General features: G+C 49.2%; 19 protein-coding genes. 12 read left to right on the forward strand and 7 right to left on the reverse strand.

The genetic code is table 11. The annotated features are described in order from the left end of the window. Positions 1 to 284: 284 nt before the first annotated feature. The 3 genes from P8O70_04285 to P8O70_04295 all read right to left on the reverse strand — a co-directional run bounded on the left by P8O70_04285 (position 285) and on the right by P8O70_04295 (position 4,359). Positions 285 to 893: a CDP-alcohol phosphatidyltransferase family protein gene (locus P8O70_04285; protein MDG2196099.1), complete on the reverse strand. Its 609-nt coding sequence runs from the start codon at positions 891 to 893 to the stop codon at positions 285 to 287. Continuing rightward, positions 890 to 3,079, reverse strand: a complete 2,190-nt coding sequence (locus P8O70_04290) for an FAD-dependent oxidoreductase (GenBank protein ID MDG2196100.1) — start codon at positions 3,077 to 3,079, stop codon at positions 890 to 892. Before P8O70_04290 ends, P8O70_04285 begins: the two co-directional genes overlap by 4 nt. A gap of 179 nt (positions 3,080 to 3,258) precedes the next feature. Continuing rightward, entirely contained in the window at positions 3,259 to 4,359 is a 1,101-nt protein-coding gene (locus P8O70_04295; protein ID MDG2196101.1) for a pyridoxal phosphate-dependent aminotransferase, read from the reverse strand. 116 nt (positions 4,360 to 4,475) lie between these two features. Here P8O70_04295 and P8O70_04300 point away from each other — a divergent pair, with 116 nt between their 5' ends. Next, the gene (locus P8O70_04300; protein MDG2196102.1) at positions 4,476 to 5,387 is read left to right on the forward strand and encodes a DMT family transporter; all 912 of its coding nucleotides are present in this window, start codon (positions 4,476 to 4,478) and stop codon (positions 5,385 to 5,387) included. A gap of 109 nt (positions 5,388 to 5,496) precedes the next feature. Here the strand turns inward: P8O70_04300 and P8O70_04305 are convergent, their stop codons facing one another. Next, positions 5,497 to 6,177: a PIG-L family deacetylase gene (locus tag P8O70_04305; protein MDG2196103.1), complete on the reverse strand. Its 681-nt coding sequence runs from the start codon at positions 6,175 to 6,177 to the stop codon at positions 5,497 to 5,499. A 1-nt stretch (position 6,178) separates the two neighbouring features. Next, positions 6,179 to 7,462: a hypothetical protein gene (locus P8O70_04310; protein MDG2196104.1), complete on the reverse strand. Its 1,284-nt coding sequence runs from the start codon at positions 7,460 to 7,462 to the stop codon at positions 6,179 to 6,181. A gap of 141 nt (positions 7,463 to 7,603) precedes the next feature. Here P8O70_04310 and P8O70_04315 point away from each other — a divergent pair, with 141 nt between their 5' ends. Beyond that, entirely contained in the window at positions 7,604 to 8,239 is a 636-nt protein-coding gene (locus tag P8O70_04315) for a nucleoside triphosphate hydrolase (protein ID MDG2196105.1), read from the forward strand. A 111-nt stretch (positions 8,240 to 8,350) separates the two neighbouring features. Continuing rightward, a complete protein-coding gene (locus tag P8O70_04320) occupies positions 8,351 to 9,253 on the forward strand; it encodes a DMT family transporter (protein ID MDG2196106.1) in 903 nt (300 codons plus the stop codon). On the opposite strand, the gene P8O70_04325 is transcribed toward P8O70_04320, so the two are convergent. Both P8O70_04325 and P8O70_04330 read right to left on the reverse strand, forming a co-directional pair. Then, positions 9,250 to 10,242, reverse strand: coding sequence for a phosphotransferase (locus P8O70_04325; protein ID MDG2196107.1), 993 nt, complete (start codon positions 10,240 to 10,242; stop codon positions 9,250 to 9,252). The two genes, P8O70_04320 and P8O70_04325, sit on opposite strands and share 4 nt — an antisense overlap. Before the next feature lie 48 nt (positions 10,243 to 10,290). Then, on the reverse strand, positions 10,291 to 11,352 hold the full coding sequence (locus P8O70_04330) for an ADP-ribosylglycohydrolase family protein (GenBank protein MDG2196108.1): 1,062 nt from the start codon (positions 11,350 to 11,352) through the stop codon (positions 10,291 to 10,293). 217 nt (positions 11,353 to 11,569) lie between these two features. Here P8O70_04330 and P8O70_04335 point away from each other — a divergent pair, with 217 nt between their 5' ends. The 9 genes from P8O70_04335 (at position 11,570) to P8O70_04375 (ending at position 22,570) form a co-directional block, all read left to right on the forward strand. Then, positions 11,570 to 12,421 carry an ABC transporter permease gene (locus P8O70_04335; protein ID MDG2196109.1) on the forward strand — a complete coding sequence of 284 codons (852 nt, stop codon included), beginning with the start codon at positions 11,570 to 11,572 and terminating at the stop codon, positions 12,419 to 12,421. Beyond that, entirely contained in the window at positions 12,421 to 13,341 is a 921-nt protein-coding gene (locus P8O70_04340) for an ABC transporter permease (protein ID MDG2196110.1), read from the forward strand. The genes P8O70_04335 and P8O70_04340 overlap by 1 nt, the downstream gene beginning before the upstream one ends. A gap of 18 nt (positions 13,342 to 13,359) precedes the next feature. Next, positions 13,360 to 14,985 (forward strand): ABC transporter substrate-binding protein, encoded by a 1,626-nt coding sequence (locus P8O70_04345; protein MDG2196111.1) that lies wholly within the window; start codon positions 13,360 to 13,362, stop codon positions 14,983 to 14,985. A gap of 6 nt (positions 14,986 to 14,991) precedes the next feature. Further along, complete coding sequence (locus tag P8O70_04350) at positions 14,992 to 15,936, forward strand: acetamidase/formamidase family protein (GenBank protein ID MDG2196112.1); 945 nt, start codon at positions 14,992 to 14,994, stop codon at positions 15,934 to 15,936. Beyond that, complete coding sequence (locus P8O70_04355; GenBank protein ID MDG2196113.1) at positions 15,933 to 17,714, forward strand: ABC transporter ATP-binding protein; 1,782 nt, start codon at positions 15,933 to 15,935, stop codon at positions 17,712 to 17,714. The genes P8O70_04350 and P8O70_04355 overlap by 4 nt, the downstream gene beginning before the upstream one ends. 234 nt (positions 17,715 to 17,948) lie before the next feature. Next, a complete protein-coding gene (locus tag P8O70_04360; GenBank protein ID MDG2196114.1) occupies positions 17,949 to 19,013 on the forward strand; it encodes a sugar ABC transporter substrate-binding protein in 1,065 nt (354 codons plus the stop codon). Positions 19,014 to 19,064: 51 nt separating this feature from the next. Continuing rightward, positions 19,065 to 20,087, forward strand: a complete 1,023-nt coding sequence (locus tag P8O70_04365) for an ABC transporter permease (GenBank protein ID MDG2196115.1) — start codon at positions 19,065 to 19,067, stop codon at positions 20,085 to 20,087. Between the two features lie 9 nt (positions 20,088 to 20,096). Then, positions 20,097 to 21,062, forward strand: a complete 966-nt coding sequence (locus P8O70_04370; GenBank protein ID MDG2196116.1) for an ABC transporter permease — start codon at positions 20,097 to 20,099, stop codon at positions 21,060 to 21,062. Continuing rightward, positions 21,062 to 22,570 (forward strand): sugar ABC transporter ATP-binding protein, encoded by a 1,509-nt coding sequence (locus P8O70_04375; protein MDG2196117.1) that lies wholly within the window; start codon positions 21,062 to 21,064, stop codon positions 22,568 to 22,570. Before P8O70_04370 ends, P8O70_04375 begins: the two co-directional genes overlap by 1 nt. Positions 22,571 to 22,764 lie beyond the last annotated feature (194 nt).

Below are 22,764 nucleotides of genomic sequence, written 5' to 3' on the forward strand. Positions count from 1 at the left end.
AGAAAAAAAGAATTTTTTCAAATAGATCTGTATTCCTAAGTTTTAGATGCCAATACAAGACAGCCGTGACCAATTCAAATCAATGAACCTCAGTCAACTTAATGGTTCTGAAGATCAATATATCTGAAGGGGCATCCACTAACCCAAGGAAGATCGTTCAGCAAGCTGAAAGTTGACGAACGTAAAGTTTGCCTTAGGAGTTTTTTGATGATTTCGGTCAATCCAGAAGGAGAAAAAGGGATGCTTAGAGTTTTATTATCGGGTGAAGACAAGGTTGAGATCACTCAGTCTTCTGAGAACAATTTCCAACCTTGGTACCAGCGAGATACGGCTGTGATTGCACAGGCGACTGCAAAAAAGTAGGCCAATTGAGGAAAGAACACAGGAAAGAAGCACATGCTGATGAAGAGGATGATCGTCTCAAAACCCTCCGTCAGACCGCCTAGATAGTATAATCCTTTTTGAGGAAAATTCATCGCAGTGTCGCCGCGCTTTGCAGCAATGGCCGCATAGGCCAGGAAAGAAGAGCCAGTGCCCACGAAAGAGGTAATCAACACCGCAGCGGGTAAAGCATTGACAGGATCAGCGAGAGCAAATCCCAAGGGGAACAGAGCATAAAAAAGAAAATCGCAGCTGATATCTAGAAAAGCACCTCGGTCCGTGGGTTTCGTCTGACGAGCTAATGGCCCATCCAGCCCATCTGCAAAACGATTGATCAACAAAAAAAGTAGTGCCAGAAAATAGGCTTTAATAGCCAAGGCAGGCACGACCATAATTCCTACTAAGAAGCCAAGCAGTGTGATCTGGTCAGCCTTCACTCCCCAATGTGCTAGAATTTTCGCAGGTGATTGAAGAAGCCGTTGCTGAAGAGGCTGAAGGGCCACATCAATCATCTTCGCCTCCACGCATGAAAGCGCTCTACAAACGACAAAAGCCTTGGGTTTACATGAGCCCGACGCCATTCACCGGCTGCATACTTGTTGGCTTCTGCCAAGGTGGGGTAGATATGGATGGTTCCAAGGATTTTGTTTAAGCCCAATCCGTGTTTCATTGCCATTACAAACTCACTGATCAGATCTCCAGCATGCTCACCTACCAGAGTAACTCCGAGGATCTTGTCCTTACCGGGAACCGTTAGCACTTTGACCATTCCCTTGGCAGAGCCATCGGCAATTGCTCGATCCAGATCATCAATGCCATAGCGAGTCACTTCGTAGGGGGTGCCTTTTTCCTCAGCCTCCAGTTCATTGAGCCCCACTCGAGCTACTTCTGGATCACAGAATGTTGCCCAAGGGATCACCCGATAATCCACTTTGAATTTCTTGAATTTACCAAACAGTGCATTGACTGCAGCATACCAAGCCTGGTGCCCAGCTGTGTGTGTGAACTGGTACGGTCCCGCCACGTCACCAGCCGCTAGAATGTGAGGATAAATTGTTTCCAAGTACTCGTTGGTTTGAACCACCCGACCCACTGGGATACCTAGCTCTTCCAAACCGAACCCTTTCAGGCGAGGTGCACGCCCCACAGCAACGATCAGTTCATCGAAGCTGATTCGTTTAGTTTCTCGCTGATCTTCCACTTGAATCCACTTCTCACCATTCGTCAACCCACAACCCACTGCCTTGTAGTTTGTTAGAACAGTCACTCCGTCCCGCTCTAATGATTTTTGCACCATCTCAGAAACCTCTGGATCTTCTCGGAGCATGATTCTCTGAGCCATCTCAATTTGTGTTACTGTGGAACCTAATCGGGCAAAAGCTTGGGTCAATTCCGTTCCTATAGGTCCGCCTCCAAGGACTACCAAGCGTTGAGGTGCCTCTTCTCTTCCCTTCAGTTTTTCCCAGAGGGTATCTGAAGTCAGGCAGCCTACTTCTTCCAAGCCAGGCAGGGGTGGTACAAAGGGAGCTGCCCCTGCCGCAATAATGATTGCCGTGCTGCTTAAGCGTTGAGTCGTTCCGTCTGGATTTTGAATCTCAACCGTCCAGGGATCTACTATCTTGGCATATCCTTGAATGACTTCTACCCCCAAGGAAGTGTAGCGCTCCACAGAATCATGAGGCTCGATCTCCGCAATGACTTGATGCACACGTTGCATCACCTTGTCAAAGGAGAAGGGATGATTACTATCCTGCAACCCATAATTGGAAGCATTGCGCATCTGATGCAGCAACTTGGCGCTACGAATCAAGGCCTTGGACGGCACGCAGCCATAGTTCAGGCAGTCACCACCCATCTTATGAGCTTCCACCAGCGTCACCTTGGCTTTCGTTGCTGCCGCGATATAGGCTGACACCAAGCCAGCTGCGCCAGCTCCAATGACGATCAGGTTTCGGTCAAATTGCTTAGGCTTCGGCCACTTGGCAAGCAACTTTCGTTGTTCGATTTGTTTCACGAAGGAACGTGCCAGCCATGGAAAGATTCCAAGCAGGGCAAAAGAAACCAGCAATCCAGGCGAAGCAATCCCTGAGAGGTTCTCCAGTTGAGCGAGTTGAGTGCCAGCATTCACATAAACGATCGTTCCTGCAAACATGCCTACTTGGCTAACCCAATAGAAGGTCCAGACACCAATTGGAGTCAATCCCATTCCAAGATTGATCACAAAAAATGGGACTACTGGCACCAGCCTCAACGTGAATAAATAGAAGGCGCCCTGCTTTTCAACACCCTCATTGATGCGTTGAAGTTGTGAACTAAAGCGGTCTTGCACAGCATCACGCAACACAAACCGACTGGCCATCATCGCTAAGGTTGCTCCCAAGCTGCTGGCAAAGGAAACCAGCACCAGGCCCCAACCCAAGCCGAATAAGGCTCCACCTGCTAGCGTTAAAACAACGGCTCCAGGCACCGAAAGTGCCGTCGAAATCACGTAAATCAGAAAGTAGATTATCGATACAGTGAATGGTGACTCTGCGTAGGTTGTTGCAAAGCTCTCACGTGAAGCCTGAAGATATTCAAGTGTCAGGAATCGCTGCAGGTCGAAGACAAAGAATAGGAGAACTCCCAGAACGATCACTGTGGCTAATAGCCATCGGCGTAGGTCTTTTTTGGAAGTCTTGTTTTGGGAGGGGATGCTCATCTTTTATTAATCTTGGAGGTTATGGATCTGGCTACAAAACTGTAAATTTCAGTAAATTTCAGCAAATTTGTAACAAATTCACAACAAAAATAGGGAAAATGTTGGATGGAAGCCAAGAATTCTCTTTATTAAGGTTCAAAAAGTGCAGTGAATCTGGATCTTAACAGCTCATTTTGAAGTCAAATGGACTTCAAAACCTTGGGAAGGGTTGCTTTTAGGAAATCTAACTCCACTGGCAATCCTGCTGTAATCCGAATACATCGGTTCAAAGGTGCCACTCCGGGCATTCGCACAAAGACCCCGCAGTCAATCAAACCTTTCATCACTGCAATCGCATAATCTCCATCTCGACCACAATCAATGGTCAAAAAATTAGCCGCAGTTGGCAATGGCTTCAATTGATTGTCCAATGCAATTTGCTGGATGCGTTGTAAAGATCCTTGGACTTGGCGCTGAACGTGATTCAGATGTTCTTGATCTTGTACAGCCTCCAGCGCAGCAATCTGAGAGAGACGACTCAAACCAAAATGGTTCCTTACCTTGTTGAACTCGGCGATCATTCCCGCATTGCCAATGGCGTAGCCGACTCTCATGCCTGCCAAACCATATGCTTTCGAAAAGGTCCTCATGCGAATCACTCTGCCGTTATCCACATCAATCGGTGGCAGAGTTCCTTCTGGAGCAAACTCTCCATAGGCTTCATCTAAAACTAGCAGGGATCCTTCAGGCACAGATTTGATCATCGACTCAACATAATCCGCATCCCACCAACTACCCATCGGGTTATCCGGATTGGCAAAGTAGATCAGCTTGGCTTCATTTTTCTGAGCAGCAGTTAGCAAAGCTTCTCCATCCTCACGGTCTTCGTGATAGGGCACGAATTGCAAATCCCCTCCAAATCCTTGGACATGGTAATTAAAGGTGGGATAGGCCCCGGCGGATGTCACTACGACATCTCCAGGTTCGACAAATATCCGCACGATGTAACCAAGCAATCCGTCTATGCCTTCTCCAACCATCACATTTTCAGGAGCCACACCCAGTTGTTGAGCCAAAGCTATTCGTAATTCGTGAAACTCAGGGTCTCCATACATCCAGGCTTCCTTCGCTCTGTGTTGCATGACCTCAATCACTGCTGGGGAAGGACCAAAGACGTTCTCATTTGCCCCAATTCGAGCTCGAAATGCACTGCCCCGTAGGCGCTCCTGTGTTTCTGGTCCAACAAACGGGACGGCTGCTGGCAGTTCCTGAACCAGCGGAGTTACTTGATAATTAGCCATGAGGAAACCTGATCTAAACGATTTAGAAATTCTGGTTAAGAATTTATTAGAGTTGATCTTTAGGGTTAAGAAGATGGAAAAGTTACCTGATAGATATTAACCATGAAAGGATTTTGATGGAACGAAAAGACCATATCGATTTATTTGGCGGCAGTGTCCTCGTCATCTTCGCGATGGTGATGGGCTTGAACCAGGTGGTGATCAAGGTTGTCAACGATGGAATACAACCTGTCTTTCAAGCAGGATTGCGCTCGCTGTTTGCGTTTTTTGTGGTTTGGGGCTGGGCCCTATGGCGAGGGAAGAAGATCAGTGTCACAGACGGCACCTTCAAAGCAGGTATCTTTACAGGCTGCCTCTTCTCGATTGAATTCATTTTTCTCTTCCTGGCCTTGGACATGACGACTGTCGCCCGCAATTCGATCTTCTGGTACTCAATGCCCGTCTGGATGGCAATCGGAGCTCATTTCCTGATTGATGGAGAACGCCTCAATGCCCAGAAAATTCTTGGACTGATCATCTCCATGGTGGGCCTAGTTTGGGCTTTTTCAGATCGGGGATTAGATGGCGAGTCTGGAAATTGGGTTGGAGACCTGATGAGCATTCTCGGCTCAATGTGCTGGGCTGGAATCGGGCTTTCGGTCCGGGTGAGCAAACTCAAAGAAGCAAGCATCGAAATGCAGCTACTTTACAATCTGGCAGTTTCCACGATTGTTTTGCTGCCCTTTTCTCTGCTCTTTGGAGACTGGATCCGAGATCTGCAAACTATGCACGTTTTTATGCTCGGCTTCCAGGTTGTCATAGTCGTCGCTGGTGGTTTTCTTGTTTGGTTCTGGGTACTCACCATCTACCCTGCTTCGGACATGGCCTCCTTTGGCTTTCTGACCCCTGCCTTCGGTGTGATCTTCAGTTGGCTCTTCCTCGATGAAGCGATCAGTTTAACCATTTTGGGTGCGCTGGTGCTGATCTCCGCTGGAATTGTCCTGATCAACTACCGGCCCAAAAAGCCTATCTCCAACGAGAATGCCTAATTCCCAACAACGTTTCATTAACAAGGTGGCTTATAGGCTCGGAGTCCCAACTGCTTTGTATCCAAGGATTCTTTAGAGAAAAGCTCGAGTAAGCTTTTGGGAAGTGCTTTTAGTTAGGGCTTTTGACAACAATTGGCTGAAGTGGAGGGGCAGGGGGAATCAGAGAACGGATATCAGCAAAGGGGTGAATGGAATCATGGCGAAAAGCCTCAGCAAAGCCACCCAGCTGACCACACTGAGCTGAACGGGAACGTCCTTGAACTCGGGACATTTCGACAAAGTGCTCTGGTCCCTGGGTTGTGTGACAGAGAATGGCCTGCTCCTTCAAATCCTGAAAAGGAGTGATATCGACGTAGTAGTTGGGTAGAAACTCATTACCCATCATTGGATCCACCCAAAGCACAGGAGCCCGAAAACTTGCAGCAATCAATGCTCCAGCAGAGACCGCTCGATGATCAGCATGGTAGTCATTTGGAGCATGCGCCACCAACAGATTTGGTTTGAGGCGCACCACCTCAGCCGTCAACCTTGAAGCAAATTCTTCAGACTGTGGAAGTTCACCATCTGGGAAATTCAACTGAATCAGGTTGGCGTCCAAGACTTTGGCAGCAGCGATTGCCTCCTTGGCACGCAACTGTGCAAGCTTTTTGGGATCATAATTTCCTCCCCTTGCACCATCGGTTGCGATCAAGATCGTTACTTCTGCTCCCATGGATCGCCAAGCCGCTATCGAACCCCCACAGTAGATGTCGGCATCATCTGGATGCGCCATGATCAGGGCAATTTGCATCTTACTGATCTTGAAGAAATTCCAGCACCATTGCAGCGGTCCACGTGAACCGTCCCCCTCCACAAGCTTCACCAGTCTTGGGGTCGTAGTACTCAGCAAAACCGCTGGAACTGATCAATTTGAGAGAATCGTCCAAAATTTTCGTACTGGACTCCTCCAAATCGGCGGCCTCCAAACCATCGTTGATCATGTAGTTAATGATCAGCCAGACAGGCCCACGCCAGTAGCGTTTGGCATCAAACCTTGAATCTGCTGGATCGTGGCTAGGGATGCTGAAGCGGCATTCTTCGGAAATTTGCTCGATACGATGAGCAATCGCTTGGGCCCGAGTAAGGCGAATCGGGGCGAAGACCGCCAGGAGACCCCCAATCGAGGTACTCTCAATCAGTTGCCCTGTCGTTCGATCCTGACAGAGATACTGCCTGTGTGGATCACTCCAAAGATTCTCCAAGGCCTCTAACCCTCGACGAGCCCAAGCATAGTTGCGCTGAGCGACATCGTCCATTTCCAGTTCTTCTGCGAGAGCAGCTAGATCAAAGCAGGAACGAATCAAGATCGCATTAAAGCCGGGATCAACCACCCGGAAAGGCGAGGCATCATGCAGTTTGCTGTTGTCCCAGCCGAGTGAGCGAAAGTGTTCCACCAGCCAGAGGTAGCGGTCGTACTGTGCCTTGGTGGGGCGATGTGCTGGATTAGCGTGCTCAGTATCGCGGCGAACGTAGTCAGTGATACCTTCGGTTGGTACTCGCTCAAAAGCTTCGTCCCAGTCAATCGAGTTATCTCGTCCAGCTTCCCAAGGATGGATAATGGAAACAAGTCCTTCCCGCTGTGGGTCTCGATTTTCAAAAAACCAGGCATGCCAGTGATCAACTGCGTCGACCAGGTCTTCGATACGTTCTTCAATTTCTTCTGGGTCGGCACAGCGTTGGTACAAACGCCTCAGGACAAAACCGGCAACAGGCGGTTGGGTGATGCCACTGGTGGGAACTGAAAGGCCAGTAGACCAAACTTCTGGGCCTGGAAAATAGCCATCGTCCGGCTCGTGAAAAACAATGTGTGGAACCATGCCGTCTGACCACTGGTGTTCAAACAGTGTTTCGATTTCACGCCAGGCGCGATCTTCGTCCAGATACGTCCAGCCGAGAGCTGTCAGGCAACTGTCCCAATTCCATTGGAAAGGATACAAGCCTTTGGTGGGGATCGTGTAGCGTCCTTCGCGGTCGTTCTCACTCAGGATCTCTGCTGCGAGTTCACGAAGTTCTGTAGGGTTCAAGGCCTCTTCCATTATTTCCTTTCAAGTGGAGGCAAGTAGCAATTGACGTCAATGATGATTTTTGTGATGGATTAACATCAATTTAGATTCCAAATTACTGGCAAATCCAGCTAAAGTTTCCATCTTTTTCTCAACAAATTCATCAAAAAGGCCATGGCACCCTCGATAGACCTGAAAGAATTACAGGAATTGATTCAGCAACGAAGCTCACAGGGACGGATCCTTGTTGCATTCGCAGGACCTCCCGGATCTGGAAAATCTACCATCGCTGGTGAACTAGAATCAGCCCTGAATCAGGAACAGCCTGAGCAGGCGATGATTTTGCCAATGGATGGATTCCATTATGATGATCTGTACCTGGTGCCAGCAGGTTTAAGGCCACGCAAAGGAGCTCCACAGACCTTTGATGTGTGGGGATTTTATCACATTTTACGACGTTTGCGTGAGAGGCAGGAAGAGTTCGTGGCAGTGCCGGTTTTTGATCGAGATTTGGAGATTGCCCGAGCTGGAGCTCGATTGATTCCTGCAAAAGTACCGGTGATCCTGGTAGAGGGTAATTATCTACTACTTCAGCAGGAACCTTGGTCGCAGTTGAGGTCGCTGTTCGATGTGGCCGTTCTGCTCGAGGTGCCGGAAGCTGTGTTGGAGAAACGACTGACTGCACGCTGGCAGTATTATGAGTTGCCCTCCGAGGAAATTGCTGCGAAGGTGAATAAGAACGACCTACCGAACGGGCGTTACGTGATGGCTGAAAGTGGTGGAGAAGACTATCGCCTGAAGAGCGGATAAACGCTTCCCTCCTGATATTTTCCTCCTGAATTCCGTTTTTCGCAGACCCTCATCCGATTGATCCTCTTGATTGGAATGGTGATCAATTCGTCTGCTTCATTGAGTATCCTGTTGATTCTGATATACTATTGGACCGAGGCGCGCCCTGTCTACAAGGGCATTTTGCTGATGATTCTGGCGAGTTTTGCCTTCAGCTGCATGGACACCATCGCCAAGATGATGAGCGCTCACTATGATCCCTTTCAGGTAGTCTGGGCCCGTTATTGTAGTCAGAGTTTTTGGTCCCTGGTAGTCCTTGCGCCCTTCATAACAAGCTTGCTGAAAACCAGGTATCTCAAGCTACAGATTCTGAGATCGGGGCTGTTGTTTGGTGCAACGTTAGCCTTTTTCTCAGCGCTACCCTATCTGAAGTTGGCTGAACTGTTTGCCATCTTTGAGGTAGCTCCGCTGCTGATCACCTGCCTCTCCTTTCTGATTCTCAAGGAAAAAGTCAGCTGGCCGCGTTGGGTGGGAGTCACCATCGGTCTGCTAGGAGCATTGATCATCATTCGCCCTGGTACGGAGGTCTTTACTCCCTACGCACTGCTACCGATCGTGGCGGCGGGCTGTTTTGCTGGCTACTCGATTATGACACGTTTTCTGGGATCTGAAGAGTCACCCTGGACGAATTTTCTCTACACTGCCCTGATCGGAACAGTGATCGCTTCGATATTGGTAATTCCAAAGTGGCAACCGATTGTGCTGGAGGATCTACCGATTCTGTCAAGTTTTGGGATCATTGGGGGAATCGGGCACCTGATGCTGATCTTTGCCCTGCGGTACACCCAAGCTTCAATCTTGGCACCCTTCTCCTACTTTGGCTTGTTGTACAGCAGTTTCTGGGGATTTTTTATCTTTGATGAGCTACCAGACATCTTCACTTACCTTGGAGCCCTTGTGATCGTCGCTTCGGGCATTTTTGTCTGGTATCGAGAGAATAGCAAAACCGTGGTTGCGGTGATGCGGGAAGGCTAGGTTCTCGAGAGAAAATCATCGGCGAGTGCCAAGGTTCCAGCTGTATAAGTTTCAATCACATCCTGTGCTGCTGGAGTCTCAGCGTGACTACCAATCCAGGCGGTAAGTAACAACCTGCGAAGCAGCACAAAAGTGGGAAACATCTTCGCATCCTCCTCACTGAGTGGAGCAACGCTTCGGTAGCCTCGAATCCAAGAATCTTCCAATTCAGCAACGATGGGTTCATGTTCGAAGAAACTAACGGCAGCCGCGAAATCATAGACAAACCAGCCAAAACCGCAGTCATCAAAATCAATGATCCCCAAACGGTCTCCTTCCACGAGAAGATTGGCGAGTCGCAGGTCGGCGTGGATCAGTCCAAATCGGTCTGCACCCTCTCCAAATTCATTAAGTTGGCGTTTCAATTCTAGGCAGGTTCTTTCCAACAACTGTTCCCCATCCTTTGTCAATTTGGGTGCATCTCGCCAGTCTCCCCAGTGAGGCTTCGGCCCCACTGTAGTGTCAAAATTCCAGATCTTGCGGACAAAGGAAGATGGTTGCTTCCAAGTTCGAACCTGTTGGTGTAGTCGGGCGCTGATGGCCCCTAGTCGCTCAAAGCCACTGTTCAGGTTTTCCGTTGGAGAAGGCTCAACTCCGGTCATAAATGCGAAAGCCGTTACAAAACGTTGCTCTCCCTGCATTTCGAAGCTGGTCAGATGTCTGCCACCTTTGACTATAAGGGGTTCTGGGGTTTCGACAATCCCCTCTTCACGCAAGGCTACGATCCAATCCAGCTCGGACTCGATCTCTTGTTGGGTATGGTAGCCCGGTCGATGAACTCGGAGCACGATCTGTCGTCCGCTATCGGGCTCTTCTGCACGAAATGTTGCATTCTCAGAGATGGTTAGCAATTCGACATTGGTTTGGGGGTCAAGCCCCCATTTGTCAAGTAAACCAATTACTCCTTGCCGTAGTGTTTCGATCAATTGATCGTCATACATCTCTATCACTACAAACACTTTGCATGAAAAAATAGATCAGAGCGAAAGGATTCTGGGTCAGTTGACAGATTCAATGAAATACTCGATTTCTTCAAGAATCGTGGTACGGTCGTAAAGTTGTTCGATCCATCGGCTTGGGAAAACGCTTGTCCCCCCTGCTGCTCCCAGAAGCGCTCCAAGGATGGCACCACGATGACAGTTATCACCACCGGCTTCCGTATTGGCAATCAAGGCCTTCTCAGCATCAGTCTCATACTTGGCCAGCAGATAAAGTAGAGAAGGAACAGAGTGCTCGATGTAGCATGCAGGACTGAAAATTGGGCCGATGACTTCCTGGTCCTGCCAGTCTTTACGATCTGCTTCTTCGAGCAATTTGGATAGGCGAAGTCCCAGTGGTTGAGTGGCTTCAAGCGTCTGCTCCCTAAGATTGGTGGAGTGCTCTTGCTGAAGCAATTTGTGTAACAGCTCCATGACGGGTTCTGCGTAGTGTTCCAGCTTTGGAGATCGATGAGTCAGTCGTAACTGAGTGCGAATTGTCAACCAATCTCCCATCGATTTGACAAGAACCGGAGGAAGCAGAACGAGGCCTCCAACCGATGCTGTGTTGTGATCCTCTGCGCCAGCACAGTTCTCAGCGGGCTTACCCTTGGCCCAGTTGGCAAAGAAATCTCGATGGAAAGACTCAGCATAGCTGTCTTGATGAGAGTCTGTAGTAGTCATGAAATCAATGTAGGGCTCCAAAAATCTATCTGTTGAGTAATCCGGAATAGCACTCCGCAATAAGACCCGCAGACACTGAAGGTTCAGGGTGTTTTCCCCAGCTCGCAGTGCATGGTGGTAGTGGAGCTTGGGTCTGGCCCAGAACTCCTTGCGCCCTTTGAGGATCACATCGCCCACGATGCTACCGTGCTGTTTTCCACGCCCATGACCTCCTGTATTGGAGAGGTGCAGCAGAGAATCTGGATGAAATTCCTTGGGGGTCTCCATATTGCGGATCGGACCGTAGTCCTGCAGAAGGGCTTTGGTATTGTAGTACCAATGAACAGGCATTGCGAGGGCATCTCCGATGAACATACCGAGGAGCATTCCGCGAATTTTCTCTGGTTGGTAAGGGCTCATAAAATGTGTGTGAATTCTAATTGATAGGTATGGAGTTAAATTTGTGAATCAGCTGATTCTGATTTCTTGAAAGATATATCTTGGAATCCAACGAAAGGATTCCCAAGACTTTTTCATTTTTAATTTGTTGGAGAGGAAATATTTCTCTTACAAATCCTGCATACTACGATTGAAGTAACACTATTTTAGTGAGTGTTTTGGTAAGCTGGAGAAAAAAATGCTGATTGTGTTTAGCCAACTTTTCAATCGGCCTAGTGCTGTCTTCGGGATCGCTGTGATCCTGTTGATGCTGTTCGCGGCGGTCTTTGCGCCCTGGCTGATGCCGCACGATCCCTTTGAACAAAGTTTTGATGGATTGACACTCATGGGGGAACCCCTTCCCCCGGGTGGTGAATTCCCATTGGGCACGGATCTACTTGGACGAGACTTGGCCTCACGACTGATTTTAGGCACTAGAACCTCACTCATCATTGGTGTGTTGGCCAATGGGATTGCCGTATTGATGGGCGCCTTTGTCGGGATTCTGGCAGGCTATTTTGGGGGTTGGTTGGGAATGGTCCTGATGCGCTTCACCGATCTGATGATGGCCTTTCCCGCTTTACTGCTGGCCATCGTTCTTGCTGCTATCTTCAAGCCAAGTCTGTTGATTGTGGTCTTGGTGATCGCAATGGTAAATTGGGTCCAGATGGCCCGGGTGGTTTACACGGAAGCTCGTTCCCTTGCAGAGCGAGAATTTATTCAGGTACAGAAAGCGATTGGTTCGAGTCCATTTCGGATCCTCTTTCATCACTTACTCCCACATTTGCTTTCATCGATCATTGTATTTGGCACGCTTGGAATCTCAACAACAGTCTTGTTGGAAGCAACCCTCAGCTTTCTAGGTGTTGGAGTTCAGCCACCCACTCCATCGTGGGGAAACATCATCTTTGAGAATCAAACCTATTTCAACACAGCACCCTGGTTGGTCTTTTTTCCAGGAGTAGCCATCCTCCTGTTGGCCCTGGCCTTCAATCTGGTGGGGGATGCTCTGCGGGATATTCTAGATCCTACCTTGAAGGGCCGTCACTGATGCGAAACTATGTACTCCGTCGGCTGTTGCAGAGTGGCCTAATTCTGCTGGGAATCTCATTGGTCACCTTCATTCTGCTCTACCTAATTCCAGCTGATCCAGCACGACAGATTGCTGGCAGAAGTGCCACTGCCGAAACCGTTGCGAACATTCGAGCCCAACTGGGATTAGATGATCCAGTCATGATTCAGTACTTCAACTATCTTGGGAATTTGGTTCAGGGTGACATGGGGCGCAGTTACTTGCAGAAAGTGGAAGTCAGTGTACTGATTGCCGGTCGCTTACCAGCGAGCCTGCTACTGATGGTTTCTGCAATTGTGACTGAGTTGATCCTTGGATTGACCATTGGAATTGTTGCTGCCTTACGACGCAATAAGTTTGAAGATCAAGCACTGATGATCTTCAGTTTTGTTTCAATCTCAGCACCTCAGTTCGTGATTGGAATTCTTTTGTTATATTTCTTTTCTATTCAGTTGCAGTGGTTGCCGATTGGAGGCTATGGAACCTTTGCACACCTGATTCTTCCATCTCTCACCCTAGGCCTGCTGGGCGCTGGGTGGTACTCGCGCATGATGCGCTCTTCTATGATTGATGTCCTACATCAAGACTTTGTACGAACGGCCCGAGCAAAGGGAATTGCTCAGAGCCAAGTCATTGTGCGACATGTAATTCCCAACGCAATCTTGCCAATCATTGCCATGGTTGGTATAGACATTGGTCTATTCATGTCAGGGATTGTTGTTGTGGAGAGTGTGTTTGGCTGGCCAGGTATAGGGCAACTTGCATGGCAGGCCATCCAGCGAATTGACATCCCAGTCATCATGGGAGTCACGATTGTTTCCGCCACAGCAATTGTGCTGGGTAATTTGTTGGCTGACTTGATCGCACCGTGGATCGATCCACGAATCAAGATCAAGTAACCCCATTCAAGGATAAATATGTTCAAGCTTTTCCTGGCAGGTCTCACTGGACTTGCACTTTTTGGCAACGTGGCATTGGCCCAAGTTAATGAAAATGCCCCTCAGGGTGGTTCTATGACGGTCACGTATAAGGATGATGTTGCGACACTGGATCCGGCAATTGGCTATGACTGGCAAAACTGGTCTATGATTAAGAGTCTTTTTGATGGCTTGATGGGATACGAGCCGGGAAGTACTCAGCTGCGTAATGAGCTGTCCGCAAGCAACACCATTTCAGCAGATGGGATGGTGCACGTCTTTAAATTAAAGAATGGAATCAAATTTCATAACGGTCGTGGAATCACAGCTGCAGACGTCAAGTATTCACTGGAGCGTGTGACAAATCCAAAAACTCAAAGCCCTGGTGCAGGTTTCTTTGGGATGATCGATGGTTTTGATTCCTGGAATGCTGGGCAGGGTTCTGGTCTTTCCGGTGTTAAAGTGATTGATGACAAGACCATAGAAATCCGACTTTCTCGTCCTGATGCGACATTCCTACACGTGATGGCACTCAACTTTGCTTCGATTGTGCCCAAGGAAGCAGTTGATGCCGCAGGGGAAGATTTTGGTCGAAAGCCAGTCGGATCCGGCGCTTTCAAGTTGGCAGAGTGGACTCCCGGACAACGAGTCGTTTTCGAAGCATTTGACGGATACCACAGAGCTGGAGTACCCAAGCTGGAGAGTGTGACCTTTGAGATTGGGCTAGAACCGATGGTGGCTTTGCTCCGCTTGCAGCAAGGAATGGCAGACACATTGGGTGATGGTATTCCTCCAGCGCAGTTCATGCAGGTGATGAACGATCCCAACCAGTCAAAAAACGTAATCGAAGGAGGGCAACTCCATACGGGTTACATCACGATGAACACCCGGATGGCTCCATTTGACAATGTGATGGTTCGCAAGGCCGTCAACATGGCGATCAATAAGGAGCGTATCGTCCGCATCATCAATGGACGTGCCGTTCCGGCAAACCAGCCGTTGCCTCCAACAATGCCAGGCTATGCCAAGGATTATAAAGGCTACCCCTTTGATCCAGACGGTGCCAAGAGGATGCTTGCGGATGCTGGATTGGCAAATGGTTTTTCGACCGAACTGTTTGTATACAACACCGATCCAAACCCACGAATTGCCCAGGCGATTCAACAGGATTTGGCGGCGATAGGGATCAAGGCTGAAATCCGCAACCTGGCCCAAGCCAACGTTATTGCAGCAGGTGGTGAACCCGATCAGGCACCAATGATCTGGTCTGGAGGAATGGCCTGGATTGCTGATTTCCCTGATCCTTCCAACTTTTACGGTCCCATCCTGGGTTGTGCCGGTGCTGTTCAGGGTGGATGGAACTGGTCCTGGTATTGTAATGAAGCGCTGGATGCTCGAGCAGGTGAGGCTGATTCAATGACGGATCCCTCCAAGACCGCGGAACGGGAAGCTGCCTGGAGACAAATCTACGTAGATATCATGGATGATGCCCCATGGGTCCCAGTCTTCAATGAACAACGCTTCACCTTCCGCTCTGACAAGATCGATGGTGATGGGACACTCTTTGTAGATCCGGTTCACATCCCAGTCAACTACGACTACATCTTCTCAACGCAAGCCAAGTAAGCTCTCATGTGCCAGAATCGTGATCACACCATTCATGGCGCCAACCATCACTTTGGGTGGGACAACTCGTTTTCACCCGCTGTTGTGGTGGCTCCCGGGGATCGGCTGCACTTGGAATGTTTGGACAGCTCGGCAGGGCAGTTCACTCCCCAAAGTACGACATCTGATGTCCCCAATCTTGATTTTGGGAAGGTGAATCCTGTTACCGGACCAATTTTTATTGATGGCGCAGAACCTGGGGATGTGCTCAAAGTTGAGATTGAAGGCTTCCATCCTTCAGGCTTCGGTTGGACAGCTAATATTCCAGGTTTTGGCTTGTTAGCTGATCAGTTCAAGGAACCTTTCCTCAAGGTCTGGAAGTATGATCCCAAGGAAATGGCTCCTGCTGTCTATTCTGATATTGCCAGCATCCCTCTCAAGCCCTTTGCAGGTACCTTAGGGTTGGCCCCAGCCGAGGATGGACTGCATTCGGTAGTTCCTCCCCGAAGGATGGGTGGCAACATGGATATTCGTGACTTGACCAGCGGTACAACACTCTACCTGCCGGTGGAAGTCAAAGGTGCACTGCTGTCTATCGGGGATACTCATGCTGCTCAAGGCGATGGTGAGGTCTGCGGAACGGCCATTGAGAGTCCAATGAATGTGGATGTTCGTGTGGACCTAATAAAGCAGACCCCGTTGGTGAACCCACGTTTCACTACACCAGGGCCTGTCACTCGACATCTTGATTCCAAGGGTTATGAAGTAACAACAGGGATCGGTCCAGACTTGATGTCTAGTGCTGGGAACGCAGTCTCCAGTATGATTGACTTGCTTTCTACCGCCCATGGAATTAGTGCAGTGGAGGCATATCTACTGTGCTCAGTTTGTGGCGATCTGCGGATTTCTGAGATCGTAGACATGCCCAACTGGGTAGTCTCCTTCTACTTCCCCAGGGTGGTCTTCGAGTGACTTCCCCTCAATCTCCCAACTCTTCTCAAGTCCAGCATCCTGGAGGGAGTCTTCTATCCGTCCAGGATCTGCATGTTCAGGTCGCTACCCCTACTGGAGCAAAAACAGTCCTTGACGGGCTCTCTTTTGAATTGGGCCGTGGGGAAACACTCTGCCTGGCTGGTGAAAGTGGGTCTGGCAAATCCATGACGGCTCTAGCGATCATGGGATTGTTGCCAAAACCGATGGCCCGGATCTCCAAGGGATCCATTCAACTTGGTGATATTGAACTAACTCGCCTCTCTGAACGTCAGTATCGGAAAATCAGGGCTGCGCAGATCTCGATGATTTTCCAAGAGCCGATGACCTCCCTCAATCCAATCAGCACGGTTCAAAAACAACTTTGTGAAACCTTGCTGGAGCATGGACAGTGCAGCCGGCAGGAAGCCCCAGATCGAGCCCTAACCCTGCTCAAAGATGTATGCCTAACAGAACCGGAACAGCGTCTTCAGCAATATCCTCATGAGCTATCCGGGGGTATGCGACAGCGAGTGATGATCGCCATGGCCTTAGCCTGTGATCCAGAGATTCTGATAGCCGATGAACCAACTACGGCGCTTGACGTGACAGTACAGGCTGAAATTCTTGAGTTGATGCGCATCCTCCAAAAAGAACATAACACCGGGCTGCTGATGATCACTCATGATATGGGAGTTGTTGCTGAGATGGCAGATCGTGTGTTGGTTATGAAGGAAGGTCAAGAGGTGGAGACTGCTGCGGTCCGGCAACTGTTTAGCAAGCCAACCCATCCCTACTCACAAGCTTTGTTGAAGGCTGTTCCTCGTCTCGGTTCCTCTGAGCCCAAGGAGCCACTTCCGACCACCCTTGAGAGTGTTGTGCAAATCAAGGATCTCAAAGTTCATTTCTTTATTCGAGGAGGGGTGTTTAATCGTCTGGTGGCTCGAATTCATGCTGTCGAAAACGTCTCACTTTCCATCCGGGCTGGTTCAACCCTTGCGCTTGTGGGGGAATCTGGTTGTGGTAAGTCTACTATTGGCAAGGCGATTATGGGACTTGTTCCTTGGTCTGGACAGATTCAACTGAATGGTGACTCGATTGCTGGCCTCAGTCGTCCGCAGATGCAAGGAGTGCTGCGGAACATTCAGATGATCTTTCAAGACCCAGGGGCCTCGCTAGATCCAAGAATGAAAGTCGGGGAGCAGGTGGAAGAACCAATGTTGGTACATGGGATTTCCCGTGGAACAGAGTTGAAAGATCGAGTGGCTTATCTTTTTCAAAGGGTTGGACTCTCCAAGGATGCTATCGAACGTTATCCGCATGAATTTTCAGGTGGCCAACGTCAACGTATCTGTATCGCCAGAGCCTTGTCTCTCTCTCCCAAAGTGATCATTGCAGATGAGTGTGTTTCTGCCCTAGATGTTTCTATTCAGGCTCAAGTTCTGGAATTGCTCAAGGAACTTCAGCAGGAGGATGACCTCGCTTATCTATTTATCAGCCATGACATGGCTGTGATCGAGCAAATGGCCGATGAGGTTGCCGTGATGCGTCTTGGGCAAATCGTGGAGCATGGATACCGCGATGCAGTACTTCGCGATCCACGTCATTACTATACACAAAGGCTGCTATCAGCAGTGCCCATTCCTGATCCGGAGATTGAACGAGCCCAACCTCTCAGAGAAGCTTCAGCAGAACCGGAATCCCCGATTTTCAAACTTCACGAACATCCCACCCCACTTCATCTCCAAGAAATTGCGCCAGGGCATCTTGTCGCATCTTGATGACTGTCTAGTAACTTCCAGCCTGTAAGCTGTTTTATAACTGTCATACCAAGAAATTGTTTGACAGAAGCCAAAAAATCAATAAGTTCCCCACAGACCAATTCGCTTATTCGAATCATATCTCAGGATGAGTGGTTACAGAGAGCGTGATTCCCAATGGACTGTTGAATCATGGCTAATGTCGGGCTTTCACATGCCCATATCTTTCGATTCATCTCGAACAGAGGAATGAAAATGACCAAAGAGAATGTTTTTCAGGAATTTGGACGAAAAAGTTTTCGGACTTTAAAAAATTGCGTGTTAGGGACCACTCTGGCCTGTCTGACCGCTTCCCCCGTTTTGGCCTCCGACACTCGTGTGGCACTGGTACCCGGTGGACCACATCCTTACTTTGCAGCGTGGGAAAAAGCTGGGCAGGACGCCAAGCGGGACTTCGGTCTCTCGGGTGCAGACTATCGTGTTCCACAGAAATGGGAACTCAGCCAACAGAATCAGTTGCTAGAAAGCCTGCTCACTCAGGGCTACAATGGCTTCCTGATCTTCCCTGGAGATCCAGTTGGTACGAACTCAATTGCTAGCGAATTGACCGCGGAAGGAACACCTGTCATTGCCTTGGCTGGTTGTCTGAAGCAACCTACCCCTGCGGTGTTCTGCTTGGGAACAGACACGGGTAATTCAGCCTACCTAGGCACCAAGGAATTGATTAAGACCCTCGGTGGAAAAGGCAAGATCGCTCACTTTACGGGGTTTTTGGTAGATCCCAATACTCAACTGCGAATCGATGCGGTGCAGAAGGCTGCTAATGAAACCGGTGGAGCGGTGGAAGTCATTCAAGTGATTGCGGATATTGACGCTCCAGAGCCAGCCGAAGAGAAAATCAATGCCTTCCTCGCGGCACAAGCTGACAAGGTTGATGGAATCGTAACGACTGCCTGGGTTCCTGCAGTCGTGGCTGCCAATTCATTGCGGAAGATTGGGGACAAGCGCATCAAGATGGTGGGTATTGACCATGATGAGGTTGTACTAAAGGCAATCAAGGACGGCTACGTACACGGCACCATGTTGCAGAACCCATATGGTCAGGGCTACATCGGTTCCTTTGCAATGGACAAGCTACGAAGTGGCTGTAAGGTCAACCAGAATGCTCCCTTCAAGTCCACGGCTTTGACCAATCAGTTCATTGACAGTGGAACGGCTTTCGTGGGTCGTGACAAGGTCGATACCTACATCGGCGCGATGGAAGCGGTCACTGAGGACTTGATGGCTTCCTTTGAATCGACCTACCTAGTCTGTAACTGAGTTTTCCTTGGAGGTGATGAGCCTCCTTGGAACTCTCTGAAGAGAATCCTGATGGCCTCAGCGCAAGAATCTTCACTCTCAACGAAAATCAATGACCAATCGTCGATGAGGAAATTTTTCTTTTCCAATGAGTTTGGCCTGTTGTTCCTGATTGTTGTATTTGCCACGGTCTTTGCGCTGTTGACCGCCGGCTTTACCTCACGCTTCAACCTGTATGCACTGGGTCGGAACATCTCCATTGACGTAGTGATTGGCTTTTCGATGATGGTGGTGATTGTCACAGGAGGGCTGAATCTCTCAGTAGGCTCGATCGGTGTGTCGGCAGTGATGTTTGGTGGCTGGCTGATTGAAGGGATGGGTAGTACTCTCCCCGTTGCTTTGATTCTACTGCTTTTGGGTGGTGCACTGCTTGGAGCCATCAACGGAGTGATGGTCGTACGGACAGGGGTGCATAGCTTCATCATCACCTTAGCCACGATGAGTGTTTTCTTTGGTTTGATGATCTGGCTGACGCAGGCAGAAGCCTTCCGGAATCTTCCACCAGAAGTTGCCACCTTTGGCCGTACTAAAATTTATGGCTATCTCTCTCCGCTGCTGTTGATCAGCTCCGGGGTCGCGATTATGTTGGCTGTTCTCTACCGCTACACCAGCTTGGGACGCAACATGCTGGCAGCCGGTGCTAACCCGACTGCTGCTGAACTCTCCGGAGTCAACGTCAAACGCACCTTCATCTTGTGCCATGCTCTCTCTGGGCTACTGGCTGCGTTGGCGGCTACGATGTTGACCTGTCGTACGGGAGCTGCGATTCCTTCAATGACAGGACATATTGGTCAGGACTGGCTACTACCTGCGTTTCTGGCACCAGTTCTCGGAGGCACCTTGTTAAGTGGGGGAAAGGTCTCTGTATTGGGTACCTTCTTCGGAGCCGTACTAGTCAGTTTGCTCACAAACGGTTTGTTGTTGCTGCAAGTCAGTGAGTTCTGGGTGCAAGCCGTATTGGGAGCTTTATTGCTCAGCGCTGTTCTTCTGGAAAAACTGCGAAATGTGGTTCTGCTTCAAAACCGCTTCATTTAGGGCATTCTGATGCCACTCCAAAAACTTCTGAAGGCTGAGTGGTCGGGACTGTTGTTGGTTGTGATCCTGGCTATCATGCTGATTGGTTACCTCAAGCCAAGTTTTCTGACTCCCTTTAACATTCAAATTTTGCTCGCTGCGATCTCGGTCAACATGGTAATTGCCTTGGCGCAAATGCTGATTGTAGGGATCGGCCAGATGAACCTCTCGGTGGGAGCAATCGGTGGACTCGTAGCCATCTCTTTTGCTGGATTGATGGACATCTTCCAGTTGCCTATTCCACTTGCAGTGCTTGTAGGTTTGCTAATTGGCTTGGCAGCAGGTTTGTTTAATGGAGTGATCATCGCCTTCACTGGTATCTCTGCATTTATCATCACCTTGGCGAGCCTCTCTGTCTTTAAGGGAATCAACCTCGGTATTACGGAAGCACAACCATTTTACGGAGTAGCAGAGTCAGTAAAATCTTTTGGAAATAGTAGCTTTATTGGAACTTTACCCCTGTTGATTTTGCCTGCTTTGCTAGCTCTAATTGGTGTTTGGTTTCTGTTAAACAGGATGCGGTTTGGGCGCCATGTTTTGGCGGTTGGCGCAAGCCCAACAGCAGCCGGTTTGGTGGGGATTTCTGTACGAAACATCGTAATTGGCACCCATGCCTTGTCAGGCCTGCTGGCTGCCGTTGCTGGAATGATGGTCGTAGCTCGGTTACAGATTGGACAACCAACGATTGGCGATGACTGGTTGATCCTCTCCTTTGCCGCACCGGTGATTGGAGGAGCTGTTTTAGCTGGTGGGCATGTCAACGTGATTGGCACTTTACTGGGGGTAACCACCATTGCCATCATCACCCAGGCGTTAGTCCTTTTTGAAATCGACCCCTTCATCGTACAGATCTTCCTGGGCCTCTTGATCCTTTGGGCGGTTGGTATCAATCGACTGCGTGATCTGCGCCTCACTTTCTTTTCAAAGCCAGCCTGATGTCTCAGCAGATTACCCTGAAGGCCTCTGGTATTTCCAAGAGTTTCCCTGGTGTAAAGGCCCTACAGAATGTAGAAATTGAGCTGCATGCTGGTTCGATTCACGCCCTGCTTGGAGAAAATGGGGCTGGCAAGTCCACGCTGATCAAGATCTTAACGGGTGTGTATCAACCTGATGAAGGGAGCGTAAATCTCCTTGGACAGCATGTGCACTTCTCGGATACCAATGAAGCTCGCCAACAAGGAATTGCAGTGGTCCACCAGGAGCGCCATTTGATCCCTCGTTTCTCTGTTGGAGAAAATCTCTTTCTTGATCGCCTTGGAGAAAATGCTTGGAGCTGGGTCGATTATCCAAAATTGCATGAAGAAGCCAAACCCTGGCTTGCCGCTGTGGGATTGGATCTAGATCCCCAAACTCCAGTAAAGCAGCTCTCTGTTGCCAAAATGCAGCTCGTGGAAATTGCTCAGGCGATCTCACAGAAATCACGTGTCCTGCTCATGGATGAGCCGACGGCTTCCTTGACCCCTCATGAGACAGAGAAGCTCTTCTCCCTCTTGCAGAAGCTCCAGGACGATGGGGTCACGATCGTTTTTGTGAGCCATAAGCTTGAAGAGGTACTGCAAATTTGTGATTACCTGACTGTGTTGCGAGATGGTCAGAACACTTGTACCAGTGAACCAATTGCGCAGTACGACCGACAGGATCTGGTCCAACTGATGATTGGGCGGAAGGAACAGATTCCCGCCTGGCAAACTCGTGAAGTCAACCGACAAAGTCCAAAATTGGAGCTACGTCAAGTCAGCACAGAAGTGGGACACCAAGAACTGAATCTTCAACTGTATCCGGGAGAAATTCTTGGATTTTATGGATTGATTGGGGCGGGACGTAGTGAGTTGGCGAAGTCACTGATTGGCTATTTCCGAATGACAAAGGGAGAGTACTTGCTGGACGGTAAGGCAATTCACGTCTCTGGGGTGTCCATGGCGCGGGATCGCTATGCAATTGGCTATCTGAGCGAGGATCGAAAGTCAGAAGGTTTGATCCTACAGCATGACGTATTGCAGAATTCAGGCATCACCGTCTGGAGAAAGATTTGCTCCAAGTTAGGTTGGCTCTCCGATCAGCAGGTGACCCAACGTGTCTCACCTTCAATTGACAAGTTGGAGGTCAAGACACCTTCGTTGTCACAGATGGTGGGTAATTTGTCCGGAGGCAATCAGCAGAAGATCTCGGTAGCCAAGTGGCTGGCGGCTCAGGTGGAGATCCTGATCGTCGATGAACCGTCTGTTGGAATCGATATCAAAACCAAGGCCTACCTACATGAGTTGATTCGGGAACTGGCCGATCAGGGTACTTCAATTCTCCTCATCACCTCCGATATGCCAGAAATCATTACCTTGGCGGATCGTATCATCGTAATGGATGAATTTTTGATCAAGGGAGACCTACCGAACACCCGCAACTATGAAGAGATGAGCACCGGAATCATGAATTTGATTCATAGCTGAAATTTCTGAAGGGCTAGCCAGCACAAAGAATCATTGGATTTTAATTTCCTTAAACCGCAATCCTCCCAAAAAATTATTCCCTTCCTTCCTTCCTTCCTTCCTTCCTTCCTTTTATTGACTGTCTTGCTTTCTCCTCAATAGCTGCTAGAGAATTCCAATATTCATCAATTACCTAAAATGAAGGTCTCCCTGTT

The sequence above is a fragment of the SAR324 cluster bacterium genome (assembly GCA_029245725.1).
Taxonomy (GTDB): Bacteria; SAR324; SAR324; order SAR324; family NAC60-12; genus JCVI-SCAAA005.

What these genes read in the sequence shown, in the direction of transcription:
- P8O70_04310 (MDG2196104.1), bottom strand. Translation starts at nt 7,462, where the DNA reads ATGGAAGAGGCCTTGAACCCTACAGAACTTCGTGAACTCGCAGCAGAG.
- P8O70_04295 (MDG2196101.1), bottom strand. Translation starts at nt 4,359, where the DNA reads ATGGCTAATTATCAAGTAACTCCGCTGGTTCAGGAACTGCCAGCAGCC.
- P8O70_04350 (MDG2196112.1), top strand. Translation starts at nt 14,992, where the DNA reads ATGTGCCAGAATCGTGATCACACCATTCATGGCGCCAACCATCACTTT.
- P8O70_04335 (MDG2196109.1), top strand. Translation starts at nt 11,570, where the DNA reads ATGCTGATTGTGTTTAGCCAACTTTTCAATCGGCCTAGTGCTGTCTTC.
- P8O70_04345 (MDG2196111.1), top strand. Translation starts at nt 13,360, where the DNA reads ATGTTCAAGCTTTTCCTGGCAGGTCTCACTGGACTTGCACTTTTTGGC.
- P8O70_04305 (MDG2196103.1), bottom strand. Translation starts at nt 6,177, where the DNA reads ATGCAAATTGCCCTGATCATGGCGCATCCAGATGATGCCGACATCTAC.
- P8O70_04285 (MDG2196099.1), bottom strand. Translation starts at nt 893, where the DNA reads ATGATTGATGTGGCCCTTCAGCCTCTTCAGCAACGGCTTCTTCAATCA.
- P8O70_04315 (MDG2196105.1), top strand. Translation starts at nt 7,604, where the DNA reads ATGGCACCCTCGATAGACCTGAAAGAATTACAGGAATTGATTCAGCAA.
- P8O70_04370 (MDG2196116.1), top strand. Translation starts at nt 20,097, where the DNA reads ATGCCACTCCAAAAACTTCTGAAGGCTGAGTGGTCGGGACTGTTGTTG.
- P8O70_04330 (MDG2196108.1), bottom strand. Translation starts at nt 11,352, where the DNA reads ATGAGCCCTTACCAACCAGAGAAAATTCGCGGAATGCTCCTCGGTATG.
- P8O70_04375 (MDG2196117.1), top strand. Translation starts at nt 21,062, where the DNA reads ATGTCTCAGCAGATTACCCTGAAGGCCTCTGGTATTTCCAAGAGTTTC.
- P8O70_04365 (MDG2196115.1), top strand. Translation starts at nt 19,065, where the DNA reads ATGGCCTCAGCGCAAGAATCTTCACTCTCAACGAAAATCAATGACCAA.
- P8O70_04300 (MDG2196102.1), top strand. Translation starts at nt 4,476, where the DNA reads ATGGAACGAAAAGACCATATCGATTTATTTGGCGGCAGTGTCCTCGTC.
- P8O70_04340 (MDG2196110.1), top strand. Translation starts at nt 12,421, where the DNA reads ATGCGAAACTATGTACTCCGTCGGCTGTTGCAGAGTGGCCTAATTCTG.
- P8O70_04360 (MDG2196114.1), top strand. Translation starts at nt 17,949, where the DNA reads ATGACCAAAGAGAATGTTTTTCAGGAATTTGGACGAAAAAGTTTTCGG.
- P8O70_04290 (MDG2196100.1), bottom strand. Translation starts at nt 3,079, where the DNA reads ATGAGCATCCCCTCCCAAAACAAGACTTCCAAAAAAGACCTACGCCGA.